Here is a 24,414-nt window from a genome sequence, read left to right on the forward strand (position 1 = left end):
CTAGGGACCGGCGGGAGTAGGGTGGGCGCAGCACGGGAGCCTCGCGGAGGCTGAGAGGGCGCCGGGCGCCGACCGTCGAACCTGATCTGGATCATGCCAGCGAAGGGAGCACCGTGGACCGACCCCTGTCCACGCCGCCGGACGGCGTGCGTGACCTCCTCGTCGTGGGCGGCGGCATCATCGGCCTCGCCGTGGCGTGGCGCGCGCTCGAGGCCGGGCTCAGCGTCACCGTCCTGGACCCCGACGCGGGCGACGGGGCGACCCGGGCGGCAGCGGGCATGCTCGCCCCGGCCACCGAGGCCGAGTTCACCGAGGACGCCGCGCTGGCCCTGCACCTGGCCGCCGCCGGCCGCTGGTTGACGTTCGCCGCCGACCTGGAGGCCGCCGCCGGCACCGGGGTCGGGCTGCGGGAGTCCGGCACGCTCACCCTCGCCTACGACGACACCGACGCCGCGCTGCTGCGACGGCTCCTCGCGCTGCAGGCCCGGCACGCGGTGAGCTCGCGGGTGCTGACCATCGCCGAGGCGCGCCGGCACGAACCGCTGCTCGGACCGCGGCTCAGCGGTGCCGCCTGGGTCCCGGGCGACCACGCCGTCGACCCCCGCGCCGTGCACGCCGCCCTGCAGCGGGCGATCGCCGACGGGCACGGCGCGGTCGTCCCGCGGGCCGCGGTCCGGCTCGTGCGGCACGACGGACGCGTCGTCGGCGCGCTCGACGACGCGGGCCGGGTGCACCGCGCCGGCTCGACCGTCGTGGCCGCCGGCTGGGCGTCCGCGCCGCTCCTGGCGGACCTGCCTGACGTCACGGTCCCGGTCCGCCCCGTCAAGGGCCAGACCCTGCGGCTCCAGGCCGACCCGGACCTGACGCCGCGGCACGTCGTGCGCGGCCTCGTCCAGGGCCGGCCCGTCTACGTCGTGGGCCGGACACCGGCGACCGAGGGGCCGTGGGCCGGGCACTGCGAGATCGTGGTCGGGGCCACGACGGAGGAGAACCCCGACGACCGCCGCGCCACCGCCGGCGGGGTGTTCGCGCTGCTGCGGGACGCCCGCGTTCTCCTGCCGGCGATCGACGAGGCGGCGCTCGTCGAGGTCACGCCCCGGGCCCGGCCGGCGACGCCGGACAACCTGCCGCTGGTCGGTCCGACCCACGTGCCCGGTCTCCACCTGGCCACCGGCCATCACCGCAACGGCATCCTGCTCGCCCCCCTCACGGCCGAGATCGTCGTGGCGGGCCTGACGGGTTCGTGGTTCGACGTCGACGTCACCCGCGCCGACCCGCCGACCCTGCTCGCCGCCCTCCGGGCGTCGGACCCGCGCCGGTTCCCGCCGCCCGACCCCGACACCCGCCGCACCGACGGAGGACCCCGATGACCAGCACCGACCGGCACACCGCCCCCGCCCGCAGCCGGGCCCTGGTGAACGGCGCTCCCTACGACCTCGGGCCGACCGGCACGGTGCCGCTCACCGCGCTGGTGGCGCGCCTGGCTCCCGGGCACGTCACCGACGGGGAGGTCCGCGGCGTGGCCGTCGCCGTGGACGACATCGTCGTGCCGCGCGGCGCCTGGGAGTCCACCGCGGTGCGCGCCGGCGACCGCGTCGAGATCGTCACCGCCGTCCAGGGCGGCTGAGGAGGAACCATGACCACGACCGACCCGACCGCCCACGGCACCGCACCGCTCGTCGTCGCGGGGACCGAGATCGCCTCCCCGCTGGTGATGGGCACCGGGGGCGCCGCCAACCTGCTCACGCTGGAGGAGGCCCTGGTCGCCTCCGGCACGGGGCTGACCACGGTGGCGATGCGCCGCGTGGCCCCGCGGGCCGGCGGCGAGGCGACCCGGGACGCGGGGATCTGGGGGCTGCTGGAACGCCTCGGCATCCGCGCCCTGCCGAACACGGCCGGGTGCTTCTCCGTGCGCGAGGCGGTGCTCACCGCCCGGCTCGCCCGTGAGGCGTGCGGCACGGACTGGGTCAAGCTCGAGGTGATCGCCGACGACGTCACGCTGCTGCCCGACCCGGTGGGCCTGGTCGAGGCCGCCGACGAGCTCGTCCGCGACGGGTTCGTCGTGCTGCCCTACACGAACGACGACCCGATCCTCGCCCGGCGCCTCGAGGACGTCGGCTGCGCGGCGGTGATGCCGCTCGGCGCACCGATCGGCTCCGGGCTCGGGATCCTCAACCCGCGCAACATCGCGGCGATCGCGGAGGCCGCCCGCGTCCCGGTGATCCTGGACGCGGGGATCGGGACGGCGTCCGACGCCGCGCTGGCGATGGAGCTCGGCTGCTCCGGGGTGCTGCTCGCCACCGCGGTCACGCGGGCCGAGGACCCCGTGCGCATGGCCCGCGCGATGCGGCTGGCCACCGAGGCGGGGCGGCTCGCGGCCGGGGCCGGCCGCATCCCGCGGCGCGAGGGTGCGCTCGCCAGCTCGCCGCCCGAGGGGCGGCTCGACCTCGCCCTGTAGGCGGGGCGCTCAGCCGAGCAGCGCGGGGACGCCGCCGACGACGGACCGCGCGTCGAGGCCCGCCGCCCGGGCCACCCGGGCGACCTTGGTCGACCGCGGCCCGGCCGCGCACACGAGCAGCACCGGCCGGTCGGTGGGCAGGGTGTCGAGCGCGGACCGGGCCGCCGCGTCCGGGGCTCCCGCAGTGGTGCCGAGGAACGTCCCGCTGGGCACGAGCCGGGCGCCGGCCACGGGGCGCGCCCGGGCCTCCCACTCCTCGCGCACGTCCACCAGGACGGCGGGGCGCTCGGCCGCGAGCAGCGCCCGGGCGTCGGCGACGGTGACCTCCGTCGACCCGGGGCCCGGGTCCCCGGCCGGCGCCAGCCCGCAGAAGGCCACGTACGCGTCGTCACCCGGCAGCATCGCCGTGACGGGTTCGCGTGCCGGGTCGGGCCGGACGGCGAGCGAGCGCCAGTCCGCGGCCAGGGCGTCGTGCACGGCGAGCCGCCCGTGCAGGACGTCGCCGACTCCCGTGATCAGCTTGAGGGCCTCGGTGGCCATCGCGGAGCCGACCGTGCCGCACATCGCGCCGAGCACGCCGCCGGTGGCGCAGTCGGGGACGACGCCGGGCGGCGGCGGGTCGGGGAAGACGTCGCGGTAGGTGACGCCCCGGCGGGACGTGGTCCCGCCGTCCGCCGCCGTGTACCGCGGGGCGCCCCAGAAGACGCTGACCTGGCCGTCGAAGCGGTCGATCGACCCCCACACCACGGGGAGCCCGAGGACCTCGGCGGCGTCGGAGACGAGATAGCGGGTCGGGAAGTTGTCGGCCCCGTCGAGCACGACGTCGTAGCCGCCCAGCACGTCCAGGACGTTGCCGGGGTCCAGGCGCACCGGGTGCTCGACCACCTCGACGTGGGGGTTGACCTCCGCGATCGCCGCGGCCGCCGACGTCGTCTTGGGCCGACCCAGGTCCGCCTGGCCGTGCAGCACCTGGCGCTGGAGGTTCGTGACGTCCACGACGTCGTCGTCGACGACCCCGATCACCCCGACGCCGGCGGCCGCCAGGTACAGCAGGGCCGGGCTGCCGAGCCCACCGGCACCGACCACGAGCACCCGGGCGGCCGCGAGCCGCCGCTGCCCGTCGAGGCCCAGCCCGGGCAGCGCGAGATGCCGTGCGTACCGGTCCAGCTCGGCGTCGGTCAGCCCGGGCGCCGGGTCGACCAGGGGCGCCAGCCGGTCGGTCGTCCGGTCCGGGGCGTCGGCGTGCACCGTCACACCCCGTACCGGTCGGCGAGCGCCACGAGCTTGGCGTCGGCGTCGGCGTGCACCCGCTTCTCCAGCACGAACGACATCACCGGGACCACACCCGCCAGCACCATCGTGGTCAGCCGGCCGAAGCTCCAGCGCATCTTGGCCCACAGGTCGAGCACCGTGACCAGGTAGACGACGTAGATCCACCCGTGGGCGAAGGGCACCCAGCCCATGTAGTCGATGACGGCCTGGACCGGGACCAGGTACTTGAAGACCATCTCCACGCAGAGCACGAGCAGCATGACGCCGGTGACGATCGCCAGCACCCGGTAGCGGGTCAGGGCGCCGCGTGCCTTGCGGATGGCGGTCGCCGCCTGGTCGGTGGTGGCCGTCGGGATGTTCTGCTCGGTGCTCACCTCACCAGGATAGGCGGGGAAATTCCGGTGCCCGACGGGTCCGGCCCGCCCTACTCTGACGACCGTGCTCCCGCTCCCCCTGCCCGACCCGGGCTCCCCGCCGCTGTCCTCGCCCGCCCGCCTGCTGGGCTGGCAGGCGTGGCGTCAGCGCTCCGTGATCGTCAGGGCGGTCTCGGCGGGCAGCGTCTCCCTGCTCGCCGCCGCCGCCGCACCCCTCCTGCTCGGCCGCGCGGTCGACTCGGGTCTGGCCGCGGGGTTCGGGACCGAGCTGCTCCTGTGGTGCGGCCTGATGCTCGTGTCGGGTGCCGCGATCGTCGTCGCCGGCGTCCTCAGCCACACCTTCGACGTGGAGAACTGGCTGCGGGCCTCCTTCTCGTTCACCACCCTCGTCGGGGAGAAGGCGACCCGCGCCGGCCACGCCGTCACGCAGAAGCTGCCCACCGGTGAGGTCGTGGCGGCCGTCGCGAACGACGCCCTGCGAGCCGGCGACATGTTCGCCATGTCCGGCCGGTTCGTCGGCGGCGTGCTCGCGTACGTCGCCGCAGCCGGCTACCTCGTCTCCCAGGACGTGGTGCTCGGCCTCGTGGTGGCTCTGGGGATACCGCTCGTGGCCGCCGCGCTCGCGCTGCTGGTCCGCCCGTTGCAGCGTCGCCAGCAGGACCATCGCGAGTCGGTGGGCCGGCTCACCGCGCTCGGCGCCGACACCGTGTCCGGCCTGCGGATCCTGCGCGGCATCGGTGGCGAGGACGTCTTCTCCGCACGCTACGCACGCCAGTCGCAGGAGGTGCGACGCCGTGGCGTACGGGTCGCCGGCGTCCAGTCCGTGCTCGACGGTCTGCAGGTGCTGCTGCCCGGGCTGCTCGGCGCGCTCGTCCTGTGGCTGGGTGCCCGTGCCGTCGTGCGCGGCGACCTGAGCGCCGGCGAGCTCGTGACCTTCTACGGGTACACCGCGTTCCTCGCCTGGCCGGTGCAGATGGCCACGCAGATGCTGCAGGCGTCCACCAACGCGGTGGTCTCCGCGCGCAAGATCCTCGGGGTGCTGCGGATCACCGAGGCGACACCCCCGTCCGCCGCTCCCACGGAGGCGCCGCCGTCGGGCAGCGAGCTGGTCGACCGCGCCTCGGGACTCGTGGTCCCCGCGGGGCGGGTGCAGGCGCTGGTGTGCGCCGACCCCGACGTGTCGGCCGCCGTGGCCACACGGCTGGGCCGGTTCGACGACGACGCCGAGGCCGTCACACCCGTCACGCTCGGCGGCGTGCCGCTCGCCGAGCTCGACAAGGAGACGCTGCGCCACCGTGTGGTCGTCTCCGAGGCGACGCCGCACCTCTTCTCCGGGATCCTCGGTGAGGAGCTCGACGCCCGTGGCCGGGCGAGCGAGGCCGAGCTGACGGCCGCGATCCTGGCCGCGGACGCCCAGGACGTGCTCGACTCCGTCCCCGGTGGTCTCAGCGGGGAGCTGCCGGAGAAGGGCCGGTCGCTGTCCGGCGGCCAGCGTCAGCGCGTCGCGCTGGCCCGTGCCCTGCTCACCGACCCCGAGATCCTCGTGCTCGTCGAGCCGACCAGCGCCGTGGACGCGCACACCGAGGCACGGATCGCGGAACGCGTCGCCGAGGTCCGGCGTGGACGGACCACACTGGTCGTCACCGCCAGCCCGCTGGTCCTCGACCACGTCGACGAGGCCGTCCTGCTGTCCGTGGACGGCCGCGTCGTCGCCCGCGGGACGCACGCCGAGCTGCTCGGCCGCCCCGACGAGCACGGCGTCCGGTACCGCGCCGTCGTCGGGCGGTCCATGGCCGAACCCGCACCGGACGCCGCGGCGGATGCCGAGGCACCGGCCGCCGGCGGGGCCGGACCCGCCCTGGAAGGAGCCACCCGATGAGCCCGACCACGTCCGCACCGCCGTCCTTGCCGACGGAGTCCTCGAACCGGCTGCCGATCGCCGACCGGCACGCGGTCCGCCGCACCGTGGGCCGGCTGTTCCGCAGCCACCGCGGCGAGCTCGCCGGCATCGCGACGCTGCACGCCCTCGCCGCGGTGGCGGGGCTGACCGGGCCGTTCCTCATGGGCCGGTTCATCGACGAGGTCACCACCGGCACCACCGTGGCGCGGGTCGACCGGATCGCACTGATCCTGGTGGGCGCCGTCGTCGTGCAGGCCGTCGTGACGCGGTTCGCGCAACGCCTCTCCATGGTGTTCGGCGAGCAGGTGTTCGCCGAGCTGCGCGAGCAGTTCATGACCACGGCCACGCGACTGCCCCTGTCGATCGTCGAGAAGGCGGGGACCGGCGACCTCGTCGCCCGTACCACCAACGACGTCAACAAGCTGCAGCACGCGGTCCGCTTCGGCGTGCCGCGGGTGCTGGTGTGCGTCGTGACGATCGGGCTGACGCTGGTGGCGGCCTTCCTCACCGACCCGCTGGTCGCCCTCGGCCTGCTGGTCGGCGTGCCGGTCATCGTGGTCGCCGTCCGCTGGTACCTGCGCCGGGCGACACCGGGCTACCTGCGCGAGTCGGCCGCGTACGCGACCGTCAACGGCACGATCACCGAGGCCGTCGAAGGGGCACGCACCGCGGACGCCCTCTGGCTCGGATCCCGGATGCGCCGTCGGCTGCGCCGGAACCTGTCGGAGGCCTTCGCCGCCGAGAGCTACACCCTCGGGCTGCGCCAGCGGCTGATCCCCGCCCTCGACACCGCGGTGGCGGTCGCCCCCGTCGCCGCGATCGTCTGGGGCGCCTGGCTGGTCTCGCAGGACCTGACCACCATCGGTGCCGTGGCGACCATCGCCTTCTACGCGCACCAGATGGGCGGACCGGTCTTCGACCTGGTGTTCTGGCTCGACGAGCTGCAGGTCGCCGCCGTGGCGCTGGCCCGCGTGGTCGGCGTCGGGCTCGTGGGACCGGACCGGATCACCTCCGGTGAGGTGCCGACGTCGGACGAGGTGCGGGCCCACGAGGTCCGCTACGCCTACCGGGAGGGGCAGGACGTCCTGCACGGGGTGTCCGTGGACCTGCGGCCGGGTGAGCGGCTCGCCGTCGTCGGTCCGTCGGGTGCGGGCAAGTCGACTCTGGGCCGGATGCTCGCGGGGATCCACCCGCCGACCGGTGGGTCGGTGACCGTCGGCGGCGTCCCGCTGGTGGACCTGCCCCTGGAGGACCTGCGGGGCCAGGTCGCCCTGGTGACCCAGGAGCACCACGTGTTCGTCGGGACCCTGGCCGAGAACCTGCGGCTGGCCGACACCACGGCGTCGGAGGTGGAGCTCTGGGAGGCGCTGGGGGCCGTCGACGCCCGGGAGTGGGCCGCGGCGCTGCCGGACGGGCTCGAGACGGAGGTCGGCTCCGGCGGGCACCCGCTCTCGCCGGCACAGGCGCAGCAGGTGGCGCTGGCCCGGCTGGTGCTGCTCGACCCGCACACGCTCGTGCTCGACGAGGCGACGTCGTTGCTCGACCCCCGGGCTGCCCGGCACCTGGAGCGCTCCCTGAACGCCGTGCTCAGCGGGCGGACGGTGGTGGCGATCGCGCACCGGCTGCACACCGCGCACGACGCCGACCGGGTGGCCGTGGTCGACGGTGGTCGGATCACCGAGATCGGCCCGCACGAGGAGCTCGTGGAGGCCGACGGCGAGTACGCGAACCTGTGGAGGTCCTGGCAGCACGGGTGACGCCCCGCCCCCCTGAGGCATCGAGCGTGCCGGCTTCGCCCCTCATCGCCAGGAGTCCGGGACCAATCCAGCACGCTCGATGCAGGAGGAGTGTCCCGGCGGCACGGGGGTCGGCACCCACCCCGCCCCGTCGAGCTCACGGGCGAGCTCCCGGGCCGCCGTCCCGTCGCGCGCCTCGGCTCCGGTGAAGCGCCGGACGACGGTACACCGCGCGTCGATCCGGTTCTGCCGTCGCCGGTCGGCCAGCAGGGCTCCGGGCGTCGAGTGGACGTCCCGTCCGCCGATCTCCGCGAGCAGCACGCCGCCGTCGGGCAGGATCCACGCGAGGTCGACGCGCGCCACGACCCTGCCGTCGGCGCGCACGACGCGGAGCTGGACGGCGTCCGGCGGCACCCCGGCGTCTCCGCAGGTGATCCGGGCCCACGACTCGGCCGGCGACTCGGCCCGCGCGTCGGAGAGCGCCCACCACGCGTGGCTGCGACGAGCCCCGCGCCGACCGGTCGCCAGGGTGCGTGCGCGCCGCACCCCGGCGTCGTCGACCAGTCCCTGGTGTCGTGCCGAGTCGATCATGGCGACGGCTTCGAGACGGGTCAGGGCCGGCACGGCGAGCGCCAGGGAGTCGACGACCGGTGCCACGAGGATGCCGTCCACCTCCTCGGGTGACGGGACCAGCACGCGCCGCACCCGGACCCTCTCGTCACCGCGGCGCGGAGCCGCCTTCACCGCAGCGACCTCCGCGACGAATCGCGTCGGAGCCCCGTGGACGCCGTGCAGCACCAGGGCGCCCACACCGACGGCCGCCGTGCGTGCGCCTTCAGTCCCTCATCCACAGCTTTCGGGTACCGAGTGAGCACGCTCGTTGCACGAAGGGGTCAGGACGACGGCAGCCCGGCGATCCCGGTGCCGACCGGGTCGTCGTCCCGCCGTCCGCCCTCCCGGGGGTGCCGGTCCCGTCGTCGTTCTCGACGCCCGCCGGCCATCTCGTCCCGCACGAGCCGGACCCACAGGGCCACGGCGAACAGCCCGAACACCCACCACTGCAGGGCGTAGAAGAAGTTCTGCAGGTTCACGTCGGTCCCGCCGTCGAGCACGGGGCGGGGCAGGGGCGCCGGACCGCCCGACGCGGCTGCGGGCTGCGCCGGGTCGGACGACGTCAGCACGGCGTACGCGGAGTAGATCGGCCCGTCCCACGTGTTCGCGAGCGCCGACGCGGCGATGTCCTGCGTCAGCGGCGGACCGTCCGGGTTGTCGGGGACGGTCCCGGTGCGCGCAGTGGACTCGGAGGCCTGCAGCCAGCCCGTCACGTCGACCTCACCGGCGGGCACCTCGAGGGCCGCGGGCCCCGGGGCCGGCGAGTCGACCCAGCCGCGGACCACCGGCAGCACGGGCGGCCCGGACAGCTCGGCCCACGACGCCCCGCCGGTCCCGTCGTCGGACACGCGCAGCGGCGTGAGCACGAGGTACCCCTCGACGCCGTCCAGGGACCGGCCGGCGACGAGCATCTGGCCGTCCGGCTCGTAGGTCCCGGTGACCCGGGCCTCGCGTCCGACGAGCTCCCCGGGGAACGCCTCCTGCGGCGCCAGCAGCTCGCCGAGCTCGGCCGGTCCGGAGGCCTCCTGCTCGGCCGCCTCCTGCTGGGCGGCGAGGTTCGCCCGCTCGTAGGCACGGTCGATCTGCCAGACGCCGAGGCGTCCGCACACGGCGGCGGCGAGCAGGAGCAGCAGCAGGACGACGAGCATGCGCGGCTGGCGGGCGACCGCCCAGAACGAGCGTCGTGCGGGCGGGGCGTCGGACACGGCCCCACGGTATCCGCGTCGACGCCACCGACGGGAATCCGATATGGTCTGACCACAGGGCCGGGACACCGGCGGGCAGCAGGAACCAGGCACGCCCGCCATCCTGTCCTCCCCCTGCACTCGGGCCCCGGGTGCGGTGGAATGAGGTCACGAGCACGGCCCTGACGTCCCGAGCGGAGGAGTGGCAGATGAGCACGACGACCCCGAGCACCACGACCTGGCCGGCCACCGGTGTCACCGAGCTGTCGGACACCGACGTCGACCGGCTCGACCAGTGGTGGCGCGCGGCCAACTACCTCTCGGTCGGCCAGATCTACCTGCTGAGCAACCCGCTGCTGCGTGAGGAGCTGACGCGCGACGACGTCAAGCCCCGCCTCCTCGGGCACTGGGGCACCACGCCGGGTCTCAACTTCCTCTATGCGCACCTCAACCGGACGATTCGCGAGCGCGAGCAGTCGACGGTCTACGTGGCGGGCCCCGGCCACGGCGGACCCGGCCTGGTGGCGAACACCTACCTCGAGGGCACCTACACCGAGACCTACAGCGACATCACCCAGGACGCCGAGGGCATGCGCCGGCTGTTCCGGCAGTTCTCGTTCCCCGGCGGGATCCCCAGCCACGTCGCCCCGGAGACCCCGGGATCGATCCACGAGGGCGGCGAGCTCGGCTACGCGCTCTCGCACGCCTACGGCGCGGCGTTCGACAACCCCGACCTGCTGGTCGCCGCCGTCGTCGGCGACGGCGAGGCCGAGACCGGGCCGCTGGCGACCAGCTGGCACTCCAACAAGTTCGTCAACCCCCGCACCGACGGTGTCGTCCTGCCGATCCTGCACCTCAACGGGTACAAGATCGCCAACCCCACGGTGCTGAGCCGCATCAGCGACGACGAGCTGCGCGCTCTGATGGTCGGCTACGGGCACACCCCGTACTTCTTCACGGGCGGTTTCGACGGGGAGGACCACGCGGCCGTGCACCGGCGCTTCGCCCAGCTGCTCGACGAGGTGATGGACCACATCGCCCGCATCAAGGCCGACGCCGCCGCCGGGAACGACGAGCGACCGGCCTGGCCGATGATCGTCTTCCGCACCCCCAAGGGCTGGACCTGCCCGCCGGAGATCGACGGTCACAAGACCGAGGACTCCTGGCGCTCCCACCAGGTCCCGCTGTCCAGCGCCCGCGACACGACCGAACACCTCGACGTGCTCCGCGACTGGCTGCAGTCCTACCGCCCCGAGGAGCTGTTCGACGACGCGGGCCGGCTGCGCGAGGAGATCGCGGCCCAGGCCCCGACCGGCGACCTGCGGATGAGCGCGACCCCGTACGCCAACGGCGGGCGGCTGCTCAAGGACCTGCGCATGCCCGACTTCCGCCGCTTCGCCGTCGACGTGCCCGAGCCGGGCGGTGCCGTGGCGGAGTCGACCCGCGTCCTCGGTTCGTGGCTGAACGAGGTGGTGCGCCGCAACCCGGACAACTTCCGCATCTTCGGACCCGACGAGACGGCGTCGAACCGGCTGCAGGCGGTCTACGAGACGACGGACAAGCAGTGGAACGCCGACTTCTACGGCCCGGACGTCGACGAGCACATGGCACGCGCCGGCCGGGTCATGGAGATGCTGTCCGAGCACCAGTGCCAGGGCTGGCTGGAGGGCTACCTGCTCACCGGCCGCCACGGCCTGTTCACCAGCTACGAGGCGTTCATCCACATCGTCGACTCGATGTTCAACCAGCACGCCAAGTGGCTCAAGGTGACCAACCACATCCCGTGGCGGCGGCCGATCGCGAGCCTCAACTACCTGCTGTCCAGCCACGTGTGGCGTCAGGACCACAACGGCTTCAGCCACCAGGACCCGGGCTTCATCGACCACGTGGTCAACAAGAAGGCCGAGATCGTGCGGGTGTACCTGCCGCCGGACGCCAACACGCTGCTCAGCACGTACGACCACTGCCTGCGCAGCCGCCAGTACGTCAACGTCGTCGTGGCCGGCAAGCAGCCGGCCCCGCAGTTCCTGTCCATGGACGACGCGATCGCGCACTGCACCCGCGGGCTCGGCATCTGGGAGTGGGCCGGCACCGAGGTGCACGGCGAGGACCCGGACGTCGTGCTCGGCTGCGCCGGCGACGTGCCCACCCTCGAGGTGCTGGCCGCCGCGGACATCCTGCGCACCGAGCTGCCGGACCTCAAGGTGCGCGTGGTCAACGTCGTCGACCTCATGCGGCTCCAGGACGAGCACGAGCACCCGCACGGGCTCTCGGACAAGGACTTCGACGGGCTGTTCACGCCCGACCGGCCGGTGGTCTTCAACTACCACGGCTACCCCTGGCTCATCCACCGGCTCACGTACCGCCGGCGCAACCACGGCAACATCCACGTGCGCGGGTACAAGGAGGAGGGCACCACGACCACCCCCTTCGACATGGCGATGCTCAACGACATCGACCGGTACCACCTGGTGATCGACGTGATCGACCGGGTGCCGGGACTGGGCTCGAAGGTCGCTGGCCTGCGCCAGCGGATGGTCGACCAGCGCCTGGCCGCCCGCCAGTACACCCGTGAGCACGGCGAGGACATCCCCGAGGTGCGCGACTGGGTGTGGCCCGGGGCCCGCCGGTTGGTCGGCGAGGGGGCTGCCGGCATGCAGGACACCGGCGGCGACAACGAGTGACCGCGTGCGCGGCGGCGGGCCCCGTGCCCACCGCCGCGCACGCCGTCCTGGGCGTGACGCACCCGACGTCCGGAATCGGTGCACCGTCCGTCCCGATGCGGTGGAATGGGGTTGACCACCGCCCAGCACAGAGAAGCAGGCAGGCAGTGAGCACTCGCAGCATCTACATCGCCTCCCCAGAGGGGGACACCGGCAAGTCCACCGTCGCGCTGGGGGTGCTCGACCTCCTGGTCCGCCAGGTGCAGCGTGTCGGCGTCTTCCGCGCCGTCTCCCGCGTCCCCGAGCGCCCGTCGCCCGACGGCGGCACGTCGCTGCGCGACCACGTCCTGGAGCTGATGCTCGAGCACGACGGCGTGGACCTCACCTACGCGGAGACCGTCGGTGTGACCTACGACGACGTCCACGCGGACCCCGAGGCCGCGCTGTCGCGGATCGTCGAGCGGTACCACCGGGTGGCCGCGCAGTGCGACGCCGTCGTCATCCTCGGGACCGACTACACCGACGTCTCGGGCGCCACCGAGCTGTCGTTCAACGCCCGCGTGGCCGCCAACCTCGACTCCCCCGTGCTGCTCGTCGTCTCCGGGCGCGACCGCGGGATCGACGAGGTCACGACCCTGACCCGGCTCAGCCTGGCCGAGCTGCGCGCCAACCACGCCCAACCCGTCGGCGTCGTCGTCAACCGGGCCGAGGGCGCGGTGCGCGACGCCGACGCGGCGACGGTCGCCCGGTTCCCGGGCGAGGACCTGCCCGCCTGGGTGATCGGCGAGGAGCCCTTCCTCGGAGCGCCGACGGTCGCGCAGCTCGCCGAGGCGGTCGACGGCACGCTGCTGCTGGGCGACCGGGACCTGATGTCCCGCGAGGCCCTCGACCTCATCGTCGGGGCCATGACCTTCGAGCACATGCTCGGCCGCCTCGCCGACGGCACCGTGGTGATCACCCCGGGCGACCGGACGGACATCCTGCTCGGCCTGCTGGCCGTGCAGGCGGCCGACCGTTTCCCCTCGCTGGCGGGGATCATCCTCACCGGGGGGCACCGGCCGACGGGACGCACCGGTCAGCTCGCCGCCGCGCTGCAGCCCCACGTGCCGATCATCGCGACCGCGCACGACACCTACGAGGTCGCGCGGACGGCGTCGCGCACCCGGGGCCGGATGTCCCCCGACGCCCAGCGCAAGCACGACGTGGCCCGCGCGATGTTCGAGCAGAGCATCGACGGCGACGAGCTGCTGGAACGGCTGGCCGTGGAGCGGACGCCCGTCGTCACCCCGCTGATGTTCGAGCACGAGCTCATCGAGAGGGCCCGCGCCGACCGCCGCCGCGTCGTCCTGCCCGAGGGCGACGACGACCGGATCCTGCGCGCGGCCTCGACCGTGCTCGCCCGCGGCATCGCGGACCTCACGATCCTGGGCGACGAGGCCGCGATCCGGAAGCGTGCCGCCGAGCTGGGGCTGGACATCACCGACGCGCAGGTGCTGTCCCCGACCGACCCGGAACACGTGGAGACGTTCGCCGCCGAGTACGCCCACCTGCGCGCCCGCAAGGGCATGACGGTCGAGCGGGCACGCGAGATCGTCACGGACGTCTCCTACTTCGGCACGATGATGGTGCACCTGGGCCTGGCCGACGGCATGGTCTCCGGCGCGGCGCACACGACGGCGCACACGATCCGCCCGTCGTTCGAGATCATCAAGACCCAGCCCGGCGTCTCCGTCGTGTCCTCGGTGTTCCTCATGTGCCTGCCGGACCGGGTGCTCGCCTACGGCGACTGTGCCGTGAACCCCGACCCGACGGCCGAGCAGCTCGCCGACATCGCGGCCTCCTCGGCCGCCACGGCCGAGCAGTTCGGCGTCGACCCGCGGGTGGCCATGCTGTCCTACTCCACCGGGACCTCCGGGTCCGGCGCGGACGTCGACAAGGTGCGCGCGGCGACCGCGCTCGTCCAGGAGCGGCACCCCGAGCTGTCCGTGGAGGGCCCGATCCAGTACGACGCCGCCGTGGACGCCTCCGTGGCCGCCTCGAAGCTGCCGGACTCCTCGGTGGCCGGCAAGGCGAGCGTCTTCATCTTCCCGGACCTGAACACCGGCAACAACACCTACAAGGCCGTGCAGCGCTCCGCCGGCGCCGTGGCGATCGGCCCGGTCCTGCAGGGGCTCAACAAGCCGGTCAACGACCTCTCGCGCGGGGCGCTCGTGGCCGACATCGTGAACACGGTCGCGATCACCGCGATCCAGGCCCAGTCGACGTCGAACGGAGAGACCGCATGAGCATCCTGCCCGCCTCGGAGCGACCGAACCCGTACAGCGCCTACGGGGCGCACGGTTCGGTGCTGGTGCTGAACTCGGGGTCGTCCTCGTTGAAGTACCAGCTGGTCAACCCGGTGGGCGGCGAGGCGATCGCGGCAGGGACGGTCGAGCGGATCGGCGAGCCGAGCGGGATCGTCACCCACACCTACGCCGGGAACCGTACGCGCCGGGAGCTGGAGGTCGCCGACCACGGCGACGCGCTGAAGCTCGCGCTGGGCATGTTCGACGAGGCCGGCCCCCCGCTGAGCGAGGCGGGGATCCACGCCGTCGGGCACCGCGTGGTGCACGGCGGGGCGGAGTTCTCCGGCCCGGCCGTGGTCGACGACGGCGTCATCGAACGCATCGAGGCCCTGGTCCCGCTGGCCCCGTTGCACAACCCGGCGAACCTCCAGGGCATCCGGGTGGCGCGTGACCTGCTCGGCGACGTGCCGCACGTGGCGGTGTTCGACACGGCCTTCTTCCAGGCGCTGCCCGCGGAGGCCTACACCTACGCCATCGACCGTGAGGTCGCGCGCGAGCACGCCGTGCGGCGCTACGGCTTCCACGGCACGAGCCACCAGTACGTGGCCGGCAAGGTGGCCCGGGTGCTGGGCCGGCGGGTCGAGGACCTCAACACGATCGTGCTCCACCTGGGCAACGGGGCGTCGGCATCGGCCGTGCGCGGGGGCGTCCCGATCGACACCTCGATGGGCCTCACACCGCTGGAGGGCCTGGTCATGGGCACCCGCTCCGGCGACATCGACCCGGCGGTGGTGTTCCACCTGGCACGCAACGCCGGGATGAGCGTCGACGAGCTCGACACCCTGCTCAACAAGCGCTCGGGGGTGCTGGGACTGTCCGGCGTCAACGACTTCCGCGAGCTGCACCGGCTCGTCGAGGAGGGTGACGAGGACGCCGCCCTGGCCTTCGACGTGTACATCCACCGGCTGCGCAAGTACGTGGGCGCCTACACGGCGCTGCTGGGCCGCGTGGACGTCATCGCGTTCACCGCGGGGGTCGGCGAGAACGACGCCGCGGTGCGGGCCGCGGTCTGCGCGGACCTGGAGGCGCTGGGGATCGCCGTCGACGACGACCGCAACGCCGCTCGTGGCGGGGAGCGCATCATCTCCCCCGACTGGGCCCGGACGCTGGTCATGGTGGTCCCCACGATGGAGGAGCTGGCGATCGCGCGGCAGAGCGTCGAGGCCGTCGACGGCCTGGACCCCTCGTCGGCGGTCACGGCCGGCTGACGGCGGCGCGTCGGCCGGCTCAGGCGAGGTCGAGCCGGTCGACGACGGTGTCGACGATGTCGGCGGGTTCCGCGGCGACGCCGACGACGATCCCGTCCTCGTCGGCCTGGAGCGGTTCGAGCGTGGCGAGCTGCGAGGACAGCAGGGTCGCGGGCATGAAGTGCCCCGTCCGTCCTCCCATCCGCTCGGCGAGGAGCTCGGGCGGGCCGTCCAGGTGCACGAACCGCACCTGCCCGCGAGCGTCGCGCAGCACGTCACGGTAGGCACGGCGCAGGGCGGAGCAGGTGACGATGCCGGGACGGCCCGCGTCGGCCTCGGCGCTGAGCCAGTCGCGGATCGTGGCGAGCCACGGGGCACGGTCCGCGTCGGTGAGCGGTGTCCCGGCGGCCATCTTCGCGAGGTTCGCCGCGGGATGGAACTCGTCACCCTCCGCGGAGGTGACACCGAGGCGGTCGGCCAGGTGCGTGGCGACCGTGGTCTTGCCCGAGCCGGAGACGCCCATGACGACGACGTGCCCGACGGTGTCGGGATCGGCAGGACTCTCCAGGGTGGTGGCGTCGGGGTCCATCGGTTCGACTTCCGGGTCGGGGGTGCGTGCCCCGAGCATCGCCCATGGGTGACGCCTTCGACAAGGCACCGGCAGCACCCGTTGCGTCCGACGGCGACGTCGATAGGCTCACCGCATGCCGACGTCCGCCCTGCACAGCACCGTGCTCCACGCGGTCGGGCGGTCGATCACCAGCGGCGAGACGTCGTGACGGTCCTCGTCGACCCGCCGCTCTGGCCCGCGCACGGCCGCCACTGGTCCCACCTGGTCTCGGACCGGTCCCTGCACGAGCTGCGGACCTTCGCCCGCGCCGCCGGCATCCCGGACCGCGGCTTCGACCTCGACCACTACGACGTACCCGCCGACCGGTACGACGACCTGGTCGCCGCCGGCGCCGTGCCCGTCGTGGGACGCGAGCTGTCGTCGGCGCTCGCCGCCTCCGGCCTGCGGGTCCCCGGGTGGGAGCGGGCCCGCGCCAGGCCGGCGGCGTTGCGGGCCCGGTGGGCGCGGCTGTGGGTGGACCAGGGAGCGACGCCGGCCGGGGCGACCGCCGCCGTCGGCGAGGAGCTCGTCGAGCGTTGGGGCGAACCGCACCGCGTCTACCACTCGCGGCTGCACCTGGCCGACACCCTCGACGCCCTGGACGGGCTGCTGGCCGCCGGGACCGCGGAGACCACGGACGGGGCCGGGCGGCTCGCGGCGCTCGCCCTGTGGTTCCACGACGCCGTGCACGACGGCGCCACCCCGGCCGACGAGGAGGAGTCGGCAGCGCTCGCGCGCACCCTGCTGCCGCCGTGCCGCGACGAACGCGAGGCGTCCCGCACGCCGGGACCCCCGGGTGACGAGCAGGCGGAGGAGGTCGCACGGCTCGTCCGGGTGACGGTCGACCACGACCCGGCTCCCACCGACCACGTCGGTGCGCTCGTCAGCGACGCCGACCTCGCGGTCCTCGGCGCCACACCGGCGCGCTACGCGCGATACACCGCCCAGGTGCGCGCCGAGTACGGCCACGTCGACGACGGCGCCTTCCGGGCCGGGCGCGCCGCGGTGCTCGAGGGGCTGCTCGCCCTGCACACCGGACGCGGGTTGTTCCGCACGGAGGCCGGCCGCCGGCGATGGGCCGCCCGTGCCGCGGAGAACCTGCGCGCCGAGCTGGCCGCGCTCACCGCGTGAGACGGCGGGTCAGGGCGTCCGTCAGGGCATCCGGAGGCGCCGCATCGCCCGCAGCGCACCCGTGAGCACCCGGCTGGGCACGTCCCCGCCGAGCTCGTACAGGGCATCCACCGAGATCCCGAGACCGTGCCCGCGCTGCGCGACGACGCTCTGCGTCTCGGTCACCGCCTCGATCGCCTCCCGGCCGTGCCGCCGGCCCAGGCCGGAGGCCTTCATCCCGCCCATGGGTGCCGCGGCCGAGCCCCAGGCGTGCAGGTAGCCGTCGTTGACGACGACCGTGCCGGTCTCGACCCGGGCCGCGAGGCGCCGGGCACGGGCGACGTCGGTCGACCAGATCGAGGCGTGCAGGCCGAAGTGCGTGTCGTTCATGACGCGCACCGCCTCGTCGTCGCCACCGACCCGGGTCACGGCCACGACCGGGCCGAACGTCTCCTCGTGCCGGCACGCGGCGTCGTCCGGGACGTCGTCGAGCACGGTCGGGGCGTAGAAGTACGGACCGACGTCGCTGCGGTGGACCGCACCGACCAGGGCCCGGGCGCCCTTGGCCAGGGCGTCGTCGACGTGCCCCGCCACCCGCTCGAGCTGGTCGGCCGAGACGAGCGAGCCGACGTCGGCCGTGTAGTCCAGGCCGGTGCCCAGGGTCAGTGCCCGCACCGCCGGCACGAACCGCTCGAGGAACCTCTCGGCGATCCGTTCGTGCAGCACGAGGCGCTCGCTCGACATGCACAGCTGGCCGGCGTTCGTGAAGCAGGCGCGCAGCACGCCGGGCACGGCACGGTCCAGGTCGGCGTCGGCCGCGACGTACAGCGGGTTCTTGCCACCGAGCTCGAGGGTCGCCCCGATCAGCCGCTCCCCCGCCCGGGCCGCGATCTTCCGCCCGGTCTCGGTGGAGCCGGTGAACGCGACGTGGTCGACGTGGTCCACCAGCTCCGCCCCGATGTCCGCGCCGCCCGCGACCACGGCGAAGAGGTCGTCCGGCAGCCCCGCCTCGGCCAGGAGCTCGGACGCCCACAGCGCCGACAGGGTGGTCTGCGGGTCCGGCTTGAGCACGACGGCGTTGCCCGCCAGCAGGGCGGGGACGGTCTCGGACAGGGCCAGGGTCAGCGGGAAGTTCCACGGGGCGATGATCCCCACGACGCCCACCGGCCGGCGGTGCACGCGCACCCCGGTGAGGACCGACAGGGCCCCGGGTTCGCGCCGGTCGGCGAGGTAGCGCTCCGCACGGCGCACGAAGTGCCGGCAGGTCTGCGCGATGTCGGCGACCTCCTCGAAGGCGTTGCGGCGCGACTTGCCCGACTCCATCTGGATCAGGTCGAGGATCTCGGACTGCCGCTCGAGCACGAGCACCCCGAGCCGGTCGAGCACGCGGGCGCGCTCGCGCAGCGGCAGGGCGGCCCAGTCGTGCTGAGCGGCCCGCGCCGCCCGGGTCGCTCCGACGACGTCCTGCGGGCTCGACAGCGGGACGGCCGCCAGCGGCGCACCGGTGAACGGCAGCTCGCTGCGGTGGGTCCCCGCGCCGTGGGAGGTCACGACGCGGCGGACCAGCGGGGCCACGATCTCGGGCTCCAGGACGTAGGTGGAGGCGGGCAGCTCCGGGTCGATGACGTCCCCCAGAGCACCGTCGCCCTCGTGCGCAGTTGCCATGGGCGACAGCCTACGCGGACCAGGTGACATCCGTGTCACCGCAGGTCGGCGGGGATCTTCACCCCGCTCGGCGCGGGTCGTCGAGCGTCCGCCCGAGCACGCGCGTCTCCTGGTCGACGTACCCGAGGTGCTCGTAGAACCCCAGCACCGCGGTGTTGGCGCTGCGCACCATGAGGCGGACCTTGCGCGCGCCCGCCCGTCGCAGCCACGTCTCGGCCGCCTCGACCACGGTCCGACCGAGCCCCGTCGTCCGCCGGTCGGGATCCACGGCCACGTAGTAGAGCCAGCCGCGGTGCCCCTCGTACCCGGCCAGCACGGAGCCGACGACGACGTCCCCGTCCCGTGCGACGAGCACCGTCGCGGCGGGGTGGGCCCGCGCGTCGGCGATGTCCCGGTACGGGTCGTTCCAGGGCCGGGTCAGGTCGCAGGCCCGCCACAGGCCGACGACGCCCTCGACGTCGTCGTCACCGATCTCCGTGACCCGCACCCGCGACGGCGGTCCCTGCCTGACCGGTGGCCCGGCCGGCACGGGTCCGCTCACCGCGGCTGGTACGGCGAGACGACGACCTCGACGCGCTGGAACTCCTTGAGGTCGGAGTAGCCCGTGGTGGCCATCGCGCGGCGCAGCGCGCCGACGAGGTTCGTCGTGCCGTCGGCGGTGTGCCCGGGGCCGAAGAGGATCTCCTCCAGCGTCCCGGCGGTGCCGACCTCGACCCGCTCGCCGCGCGGGAGCTGGGCGTGGTGGGCCTCGGGGCCCCAGTGCCACCCCTCGCCGGGCGCCTCGGAGGCGCGTGCCAGCGCGGCACCGAGCATCACGGCGTCGGCCCCGCAGGCGATGGCCCGGACGATGTCTCCCGAGTGACCCACGCCGCCGTCGGCGATCACGTGCACGTACCGACCGCCGGACTCGTCGAGGTAGTCGCGGCGGGCCGCCGCGACGTCCGAGACCGCGGTGGCCATCGGCGCGTGGATGCCGAGGCCGACGCGGGTGGTGTGCGCGGCACCGCCGCCGAACCCGACGAGCACGCCGGCCGCCCCGGTGCGCATCAGGTGCAGGGCGGCGGTGTAGCTGGCCGCGCCGCCGACCACGACGGGCACGTCGAGCTCGTAGATGAACCGCTTGAGGTTGAGCGGCTCGGCGCTGGTCGAGACGTGCTCGGCCGAGACGGTGGTGCCCCGGATGACGAACAGGTCCACCCCGGCGTCGAGCACGGTCTGGTAGTGCTCCTGGATCCGCTGCGGCGACAGCGCGCCGGCCACGGTGACCCCCGCGGCGCGGATCTCCTTGAGCCGCTGGGTGATGAGCTCCGACTTGATCGGCTCGGCGTAGATCTCCTGCATGCGCCGCGTCGCCTCCGCGGCGGGCAGCGCACGGATCTCCGCCAGGAGCGGGGCCGGGTCGTCGTAGCGGGTCCACAGGCCCTCGAGGTCGAGCACCCCCAGACCACCCAGGTTGCCCAGCGCGACCGCGGTGGCCGGGCTCATCACCGAGTCCATCGGCGCCGCCACGATCGGCAGGTCGAAGTGGTAGGCGTCGATCTGCCACCCGGTGGAGACGTCCCGCGGGTCGCGCGTCCGGCGCGAGGGGACCACCGCCACGTCGTCGAAGGAGAAGGCGCGACGCCCGCGCTTGCCACGTCCGATCTCGATCTCGTTGCTCACACGGGTCAGCCTACCGGCCGCCGTGTCGGTGGCCCGTGGCATCGTCACCGACGTGAGGACACGAGAGGGGATCGACATGGACGACGCCGGCTGGACCGTCGGGCCGCTGCTCGGGTTCGACACCGAGACGACCGGCGTCGACGTGCACCAGGACCGCGTCGTCACGGCGGCCGTCGTGCTCCGCACGCCGCTGACGACCGAGGTCCGCACCTGGCTGATCGACCCCGGGGTCGAGATCCCCGAGGAGGCGGCGGCGATCCACGGGGTGACGACCGAGCACGCCCGCGCGCACGGCGTCGCCCCGGCCGAGGCGCTCGAGGAGATCGCCGCGCTGCTCACCACGCACCTGCGCGAGGACGTCCCGGTCGTGGCCTACAACGCCGCGTTCGACCTGACGCTGCTCGACGCCGAGCTGGCGCGCCACGGCCTGCCGACCCTGCCGGAGCGGCTCGGACGGCCCGTCGCCCCCGTGCTGGACCCGCTCGTGATCGACCGGTGGCAGGACCGGTACCGCCGGGGGAAGCGTCGGCTAGGCGACCTGTGCGAGCTCTACGGCGTGGTCGGCGACGGCGAGCTGCACAGCGCCGACGTGGACGTGCTGGCCACCCTCGACGTGCTGGACGCGCAGGTGCTGCGGTTCCCCGACCTGCGCTCGGTGGCGCTCGACGCCCTGCACGCGGCGCAGCGCGACGCCCACCGCTCGTGGGCGGAGAACTTCAACGCCTGGCGCGACCGCAAGGGTCTGCCGGGACCCGGCGCGTCCACGTCCTGGCCCACCACACCGCGCGCCGCCGGCTGACCGGACGGCGGCCGCGCCGCCGGGCGAGGTCAGCCGACCTTGTAGTTCGGCGCCTCGACGGTCATCTTGATGTCGTGCGGGTGGGACTCCGCCAGCGAGGCCGAGGTGATCCGCACGAACTTGCCCTTCTCCTGCAGCTCCGGCACGGTGCGCGCACCGACGTAGAACATCGTCTGGTGCAGCCCGCCGACGAGCTGGTGGGCCACGGTCCCGAGCGTGCCCTTGTAGGGCACCTGGCCCTCGACACCCTCGGGCACGATCATGTCGTCGCTCGTGACCTCCGCCTGGAAGTAGCGGTCCTTCGAGTAGGACTTCTTGCCGCGCGAGGACATCGCGCCCATCGAGCCCATGCCCCGGTAGGCCTTGAACTGCTTGCCGTTGATGAGGATGGTCTCGCCGGGCGACTCCTCCGTGCCGGCGAGCATCGACCCGAGCATGACCGTCTCGGCGCCGGCCACGAGGGCCTTGCCGATCTCGCCCGAGTGACGCATGCCGCCGTCGGCGATGACCGGGACCCCGGCCGGGCGCGCGGCCCGCGACGCCTCGTGGATCGCCGTGATCTGCGGGACGCCGACGCCGGTCACCACGCGGGTGGTGCAGATCGACCCGGGGCCGACGCCGACCTTGACGGCGTCCGCGCCGGCGTCGACGAACGCCTGGGCCCCGTCCTGGGTGGCCACGTTCCCGCCGATGACCTGGACGTGGCGCGTCGCCGGGTCGGACTTCAGCGCGCGCACCATGTCGATGAGCATGCGGACGTTGCCGTGGGCCGTGTCCGCGACGAGCACGTCGACACCGGCGTCGATGAGCGTCGTGGCCCGCTGCCACGCGTCACCGAAGTAGCCGATGGCGGCACCGACGAGGAGCCGGCCCTGGGAGTCCTTGGAGGCGTTGGGGAACTGCTCGGACTTGACGAAGTCCTTGACCGTGATGAGGCCGGCGAGGCGTCCGTCGTCGTCGACCAGCGGGAGCCGCTCGAGCTTGTGCTTGCGCAGCAGGGCGGTGGCGTCCTCGCGGGAGATGCCGGCGTCGCCGGTGATCAACGGCTGCCGGGTCATGACGTCGGCGACGGTCGTCTCCGCCCACTCGGCCACCGGGGTGAAGCGCAGGTCGCGGTTCGTGACGATGCCGACGAGACGGCCGGCCTCGTCCAGCACGGGGAACCCGGAGACCCGGTACTCCCCCGCCCGCTGGTCGAGCTGCTCCAGGGTGGCGTCCGGACCGATCGTCACGGGGTTCGAGATGATCCCCGTCTGCGTCCGCTTGACCAGGTCCACCTGGTACGCCTGGTCCTCGATCGAGAGGTTGCGGTGCAGCACGCCCAGACCGCCCTGCCGGGCCATCGCGATGGCCATCCGGGACTCGGTCACCGTGTCCATCGCGGCGGAGACGAGCGGGGTCCGTAGCGAGATCTCCCGCGTCAGGCGCGAGGTGGTGTCGATGTCCGAGGGCGCCAGGTCCGAGTAGCCGGGCAGCAGGAGGACGTCGTCATAGGTCAGCCCCAGGAAGCCGAACGGATCGTGGGCGGGCGAGGTCGTCTCCGTCATGTCCCGAGTCTACGGCGCGCACGGAGGGGTCGGCCGCGGTCTCCGTCACACCGCGGCGCCTCCCGCCGACGCCCCGGCCGGCCGGCCGGGTCAGGCGCCGATGACCGCCAGGACCTCGTGCAGCAGGCCGGTGAAGGAGCGCACGCGCTGGACCTGGGCGGCCAGCGGCAGCTCGCTGGCGGCGTCGTCCCGTCGCAGCCCGACGAAGATCGGCAGCTCGGGGAACCCGTCGTGCACGGCGTGCACGACGTCGAGGTCCGGTCGACGCTGCCCGGTGGCCAGGACCAGCGCGGCGGGCCGCACCATCGTGACCAGCTCCAGGGACCGCCGGGCACTGGCCGGCCCGGTGACGATCCGCGCCGTCTTGCCCTTGGCCGTCAGCGCGGCGGCGAGGGCGTGCGCGGACAGCGGCACGGTCTCGTCGGGACCCGCGAAGATGAGCACGATGTTGCGCATCCGGCTGGGGTGGTTGGCCGGCGGCCCGCCGTTCTGGACCACGGACTGCTCGAAGGCCTCGGTGAAGGATCGCAGCGCCTGCAGCGCGGCCGTCGCGAGGACGATCTCGGGGACGGCGCCGGGCCCGGCCAGCACGGTCCGCTCGGCCACGCGGCTCCACGCCGGTTCGAGCAGCTGCGCCCACCAGGCGGCGGGGTCGCCGTGCGGCGGGATGCGCACCAGGTCGTCGCACCGCGCCTGGTCGTAGGCGAGCGCCGCGTCCACCACGGCGGAGACCCTGCCGGACGCCTGCTGCCCCTGCTGCGCGCCGGCGCCGCGGCCTCCCTGGCCGCCACCGGGCAGCGCCCGCAGGTGGGCCCGCCCTGCTCGGGCGGCGGAGTCCGCCGAGTCCGCGGACTCCTCGGCCTCGTCGGCGGCCGCGTCCTCGGGCGGGCTCGGCGGCGCGGACCGACGGGCCTCCTCGAGCTCGTCGACGTCCGCCTCGAGGGCGGCCTGGGCGGCGTCGACCGGGGCGACGCCCTCGAGCGTGAGCCGTCGCATGACGAGCAGCCGGGCGACGTCCTCGGGGGTGTAGCGCCGGTGGGAGCCGGCCGTGCGGTCCGAGGGGCCGAGACCGTAACGACGGTCCCACGTGCGCAGCGTGGCGGGGGCCACGCCGAGGCGCCGCGCGACGGCCGCGACCGCGAGCCCGGGGCCGGACGGACGCGTAGCCCCGGCATCCTGGACGGGTCGCGAACGGGTCATGCGTCGATTCTGCCCAGGGGTTCCCGGGACCGCCACCGCGCCGGGTGGCCCGTCTCACCTTGAGTCCGAATCGATCATCGAACCTGGTCA

General features: G+C 74.2%; 20 protein-coding genes and 1 riboswitch. Of the genes, 10 read left to right on the forward strand and 10 right to left on the reverse strand.

Going from position 1 to position 24,414, the window contains the following annotated elements; translation table 11 throughout:
• The first annotated feature begins 22 nt into the window (after positions 1-22).
• A riboswitch (TPP riboswitch) is annotated at positions 23-125 on the forward strand.
• From thiO to Q6350_RS00825, 3 genes are all read left to right on the forward strand, one after another.
• Positions 114-1,370 carry a glycine oxidase ThiO gene (thiO, locus tag Q6350_RS00815; RefSeq protein ID WP_304606795.1) on the forward strand — a complete coding sequence of 419 codons (1,257 nt, stop codon included), beginning with the start codon at positions 114-116 and terminating at the stop codon, positions 1,368-1,370. (Overlaps the previous riboswitch by 12 nt.)
• Positions 1,367-1,627, forward strand: coding sequence for a sulfur carrier protein ThiS (gene thiS, locus Q6350_RS00820; RefSeq protein WP_305064716.1), 261 nt, complete (start codon positions 1,367-1,369; stop codon positions 1,625-1,627). Before thiO ends, thiS begins: the two co-directional genes overlap by 4 nt.
• A 9-nt stretch (positions 1,628-1,636) precedes the next feature.
• Positions 1,637-2,458: a thiazole synthase gene (locus Q6350_RS00825; protein ID WP_304602484.1), complete on the forward strand. Its 822-nt coding sequence runs from the start codon at positions 1,637-1,639 to the stop codon at positions 2,456-2,458.
• Positions 2,459-2,467: 9 nt separating this feature from the next.
• Here the strand turns inward: Q6350_RS00825 and Q6350_RS00830 are convergent, their stop codons facing one another.
• Together Q6350_RS00830 and Q6350_RS00835 are read right to left on the reverse strand one after the other, a co-directional pair.
• Positions 2,468-3,712, reverse strand: a complete 1,245-nt coding sequence (locus Q6350_RS00830; protein ID WP_305064718.1) for a ThiF family adenylyltransferase — start codon at positions 3,710-3,712, stop codon at positions 2,468-2,470.
• Positions 3,709-4,104, reverse strand: coding sequence for a DUF3817 domain-containing protein (locus tag Q6350_RS00835; protein ID WP_305064720.1), 396 nt, complete (start codon positions 4,102-4,104; stop codon positions 3,709-3,711). The genes Q6350_RS00830 and Q6350_RS00835 overlap by 4 nt, the downstream gene beginning before the upstream one ends.
• A 64-nt stretch (positions 4,105-4,168) precedes the next feature.
• Here Q6350_RS00835 and Q6350_RS00840 point away from each other — a divergent pair, with 64 nt between their 5' ends.
• Both Q6350_RS00840 and Q6350_RS00845 read left to right on the forward strand, forming a co-directional pair.
• On the forward strand, positions 4,169-5,983 hold the full coding sequence (locus Q6350_RS00840) for an ABC transporter ATP-binding protein (protein ID WP_305064721.1): 1,815 nt from the start codon (positions 4,169-4,171) through the stop codon (positions 5,981-5,983).
• Complete coding sequence (locus Q6350_RS00845) at positions 5,980-7,761, forward strand: ABC transporter ATP-binding protein (RefSeq protein WP_305064723.1); 1,782 nt, start codon at positions 5,980-5,982, stop codon at positions 7,759-7,761. The genes Q6350_RS00840 and Q6350_RS00845 overlap by 4 nt, the downstream gene beginning before the upstream one ends.
• A 42-nt stretch (positions 7,762-7,803) precedes the next feature.
• Here the strand turns inward: Q6350_RS00845 and Q6350_RS00850 are convergent, their stop codons facing one another.
• Positions 7,804-8,484 (reverse strand): hypothetical protein, encoded by a 681-nt coding sequence (locus Q6350_RS00850; RefSeq protein ID WP_305064725.1) that lies wholly within the window; start codon positions 8,482-8,484, stop codon positions 7,804-7,806.
• 149 nt (positions 8,485-8,633) lie between these two features.
• Positions 8,634-9,557 (reverse strand): SURF1 family protein, encoded by a 924-nt coding sequence (locus tag Q6350_RS00855; protein ID WP_304602489.1) that lies wholly within the window; start codon positions 9,555-9,557, stop codon positions 8,634-8,636.
• A gap of 188 nt (positions 9,558-9,745) precedes the next feature.
• On the opposite strand from Q6350_RS00855, the gene Q6350_RS00860 reads away from it, so the two are divergent.
• The 3 genes from Q6350_RS00860 (at position 9,746) to Q6350_RS00870 (ending at position 15,752) form a co-directional block, all read left to right on the forward strand.
• Positions 9,746-12,220, forward strand: coding sequence for a phosphoketolase (locus Q6350_RS00860; RefSeq protein WP_305064727.1), 2,475 nt, complete (start codon positions 9,746-9,748; stop codon positions 12,218-12,220).
• 146 nt (positions 12,221-12,366) lie between these two features.
• A complete protein-coding gene (gene pta / locus Q6350_RS00865) occupies positions 12,367-14,484 on the forward strand; it encodes a phosphate acetyltransferase (RefSeq protein WP_369810804.1) in 2,118 nt (705 codons plus the stop codon).
• On the forward strand, positions 14,481-15,752 hold the full coding sequence (locus Q6350_RS00870; protein WP_305064729.1) for an acetate/propionate family kinase: 1,272 nt from the start codon (positions 14,481-14,483) through the stop codon (positions 15,750-15,752). Before pta ends, Q6350_RS00870 begins: the two co-directional genes overlap by 4 nt.
• A 19-nt stretch (positions 15,753-15,771) precedes the next feature.
• On the opposite strand, the gene Q6350_RS00875 is transcribed toward Q6350_RS00870, so the two are convergent.
• Positions 15,772-16,320: a gluconokinase gene (locus Q6350_RS00875; RefSeq protein ID WP_304606787.1), complete on the reverse strand. Its 549-nt coding sequence runs from the start codon at positions 16,318-16,320 to the stop codon at positions 15,772-15,774.
• A 186-nt stretch (positions 16,321-16,506) separates the two neighbouring features.
• On the opposite strand from Q6350_RS00875, the gene Q6350_RS00880 reads away from it, so the two are divergent.
• Positions 16,507-17,472, forward strand: coding sequence for a DUF4031 domain-containing protein (locus Q6350_RS00880; protein WP_305064731.1), 966 nt, complete (start codon positions 16,507-16,509; stop codon positions 17,470-17,472).
• Between the two features lie 21 nt (positions 17,473-17,493).
• On the opposite strand, the gene Q6350_RS00885 is transcribed toward Q6350_RS00880, so the two are convergent.
• The 3 genes from Q6350_RS00885 to Q6350_RS00895 are packed head-to-tail and all read right to left on the reverse strand — an operon-like array spanning position 17,494 to position 20,778.
• A complete protein-coding gene (locus tag Q6350_RS00885) occupies positions 17,494-19,116 on the reverse strand; it encodes a succinic semialdehyde dehydrogenase (protein WP_171246358.1) in 1,623 nt (540 codons plus the stop codon).
• 58 nt (positions 19,117-19,174) lie between these two features.
• Positions 19,175-19,657, reverse strand: coding sequence for a GNAT family acetyltransferase (locus Q6350_RS00890; RefSeq protein WP_304602495.1), 483 nt, complete (start codon positions 19,655-19,657; stop codon positions 19,175-19,177).
• Positions 19,654-20,778 carry a GuaB3 family IMP dehydrogenase-related protein gene (locus Q6350_RS00895; protein ID WP_171246360.1) on the reverse strand — a complete coding sequence of 375 codons (1,125 nt, stop codon included), beginning with the start codon at positions 20,776-20,778 and terminating at the stop codon, positions 19,654-19,656. Before Q6350_RS00895 ends, Q6350_RS00890 begins: the two co-directional genes overlap by 4 nt.
• Positions 20,779-20,854: 76 nt before the next feature.
• Here Q6350_RS00895 and Q6350_RS00900 point away from each other — a divergent pair, with 76 nt between their 5' ends.
• Positions 20,855-21,577, forward strand: coding sequence for an exonuclease domain-containing protein (locus Q6350_RS00900; RefSeq protein WP_304603072.1), 723 nt, complete (start codon positions 20,855-20,857; stop codon positions 21,575-21,577).
• A gap of 29 nt (positions 21,578-21,606) precedes the next feature.
• Here the strand turns inward: Q6350_RS00900 and guaB are convergent, their stop codons facing one another.
• Entirely contained in the window at positions 21,607-23,124 is a 1,518-nt protein-coding gene (gene guaB / locus Q6350_RS00905; protein ID WP_304602496.1) for an IMP dehydrogenase, read from the reverse strand.
• A 90-nt stretch (positions 23,125-23,214) separates the two neighbouring features.
• Positions 23,215-24,324 (reverse strand): MerR family transcriptional regulator, encoded by a 1,110-nt coding sequence (locus tag Q6350_RS00910; protein WP_304602497.1) that lies wholly within the window; start codon positions 24,322-24,324, stop codon positions 23,215-23,217.
• Positions 24,325-24,414: the final 90 nt, after the last annotated feature.

The organism is Isoptericola sp. b515 (genome assembly GCF_030588125.1).
In the GTDB taxonomy this organism is placed as follows: Bacteria; Actinomycetota; Actinomycetes; order Actinomycetales; family Cellulomonadaceae; genus Isoptericola; species Isoptericola sediminis.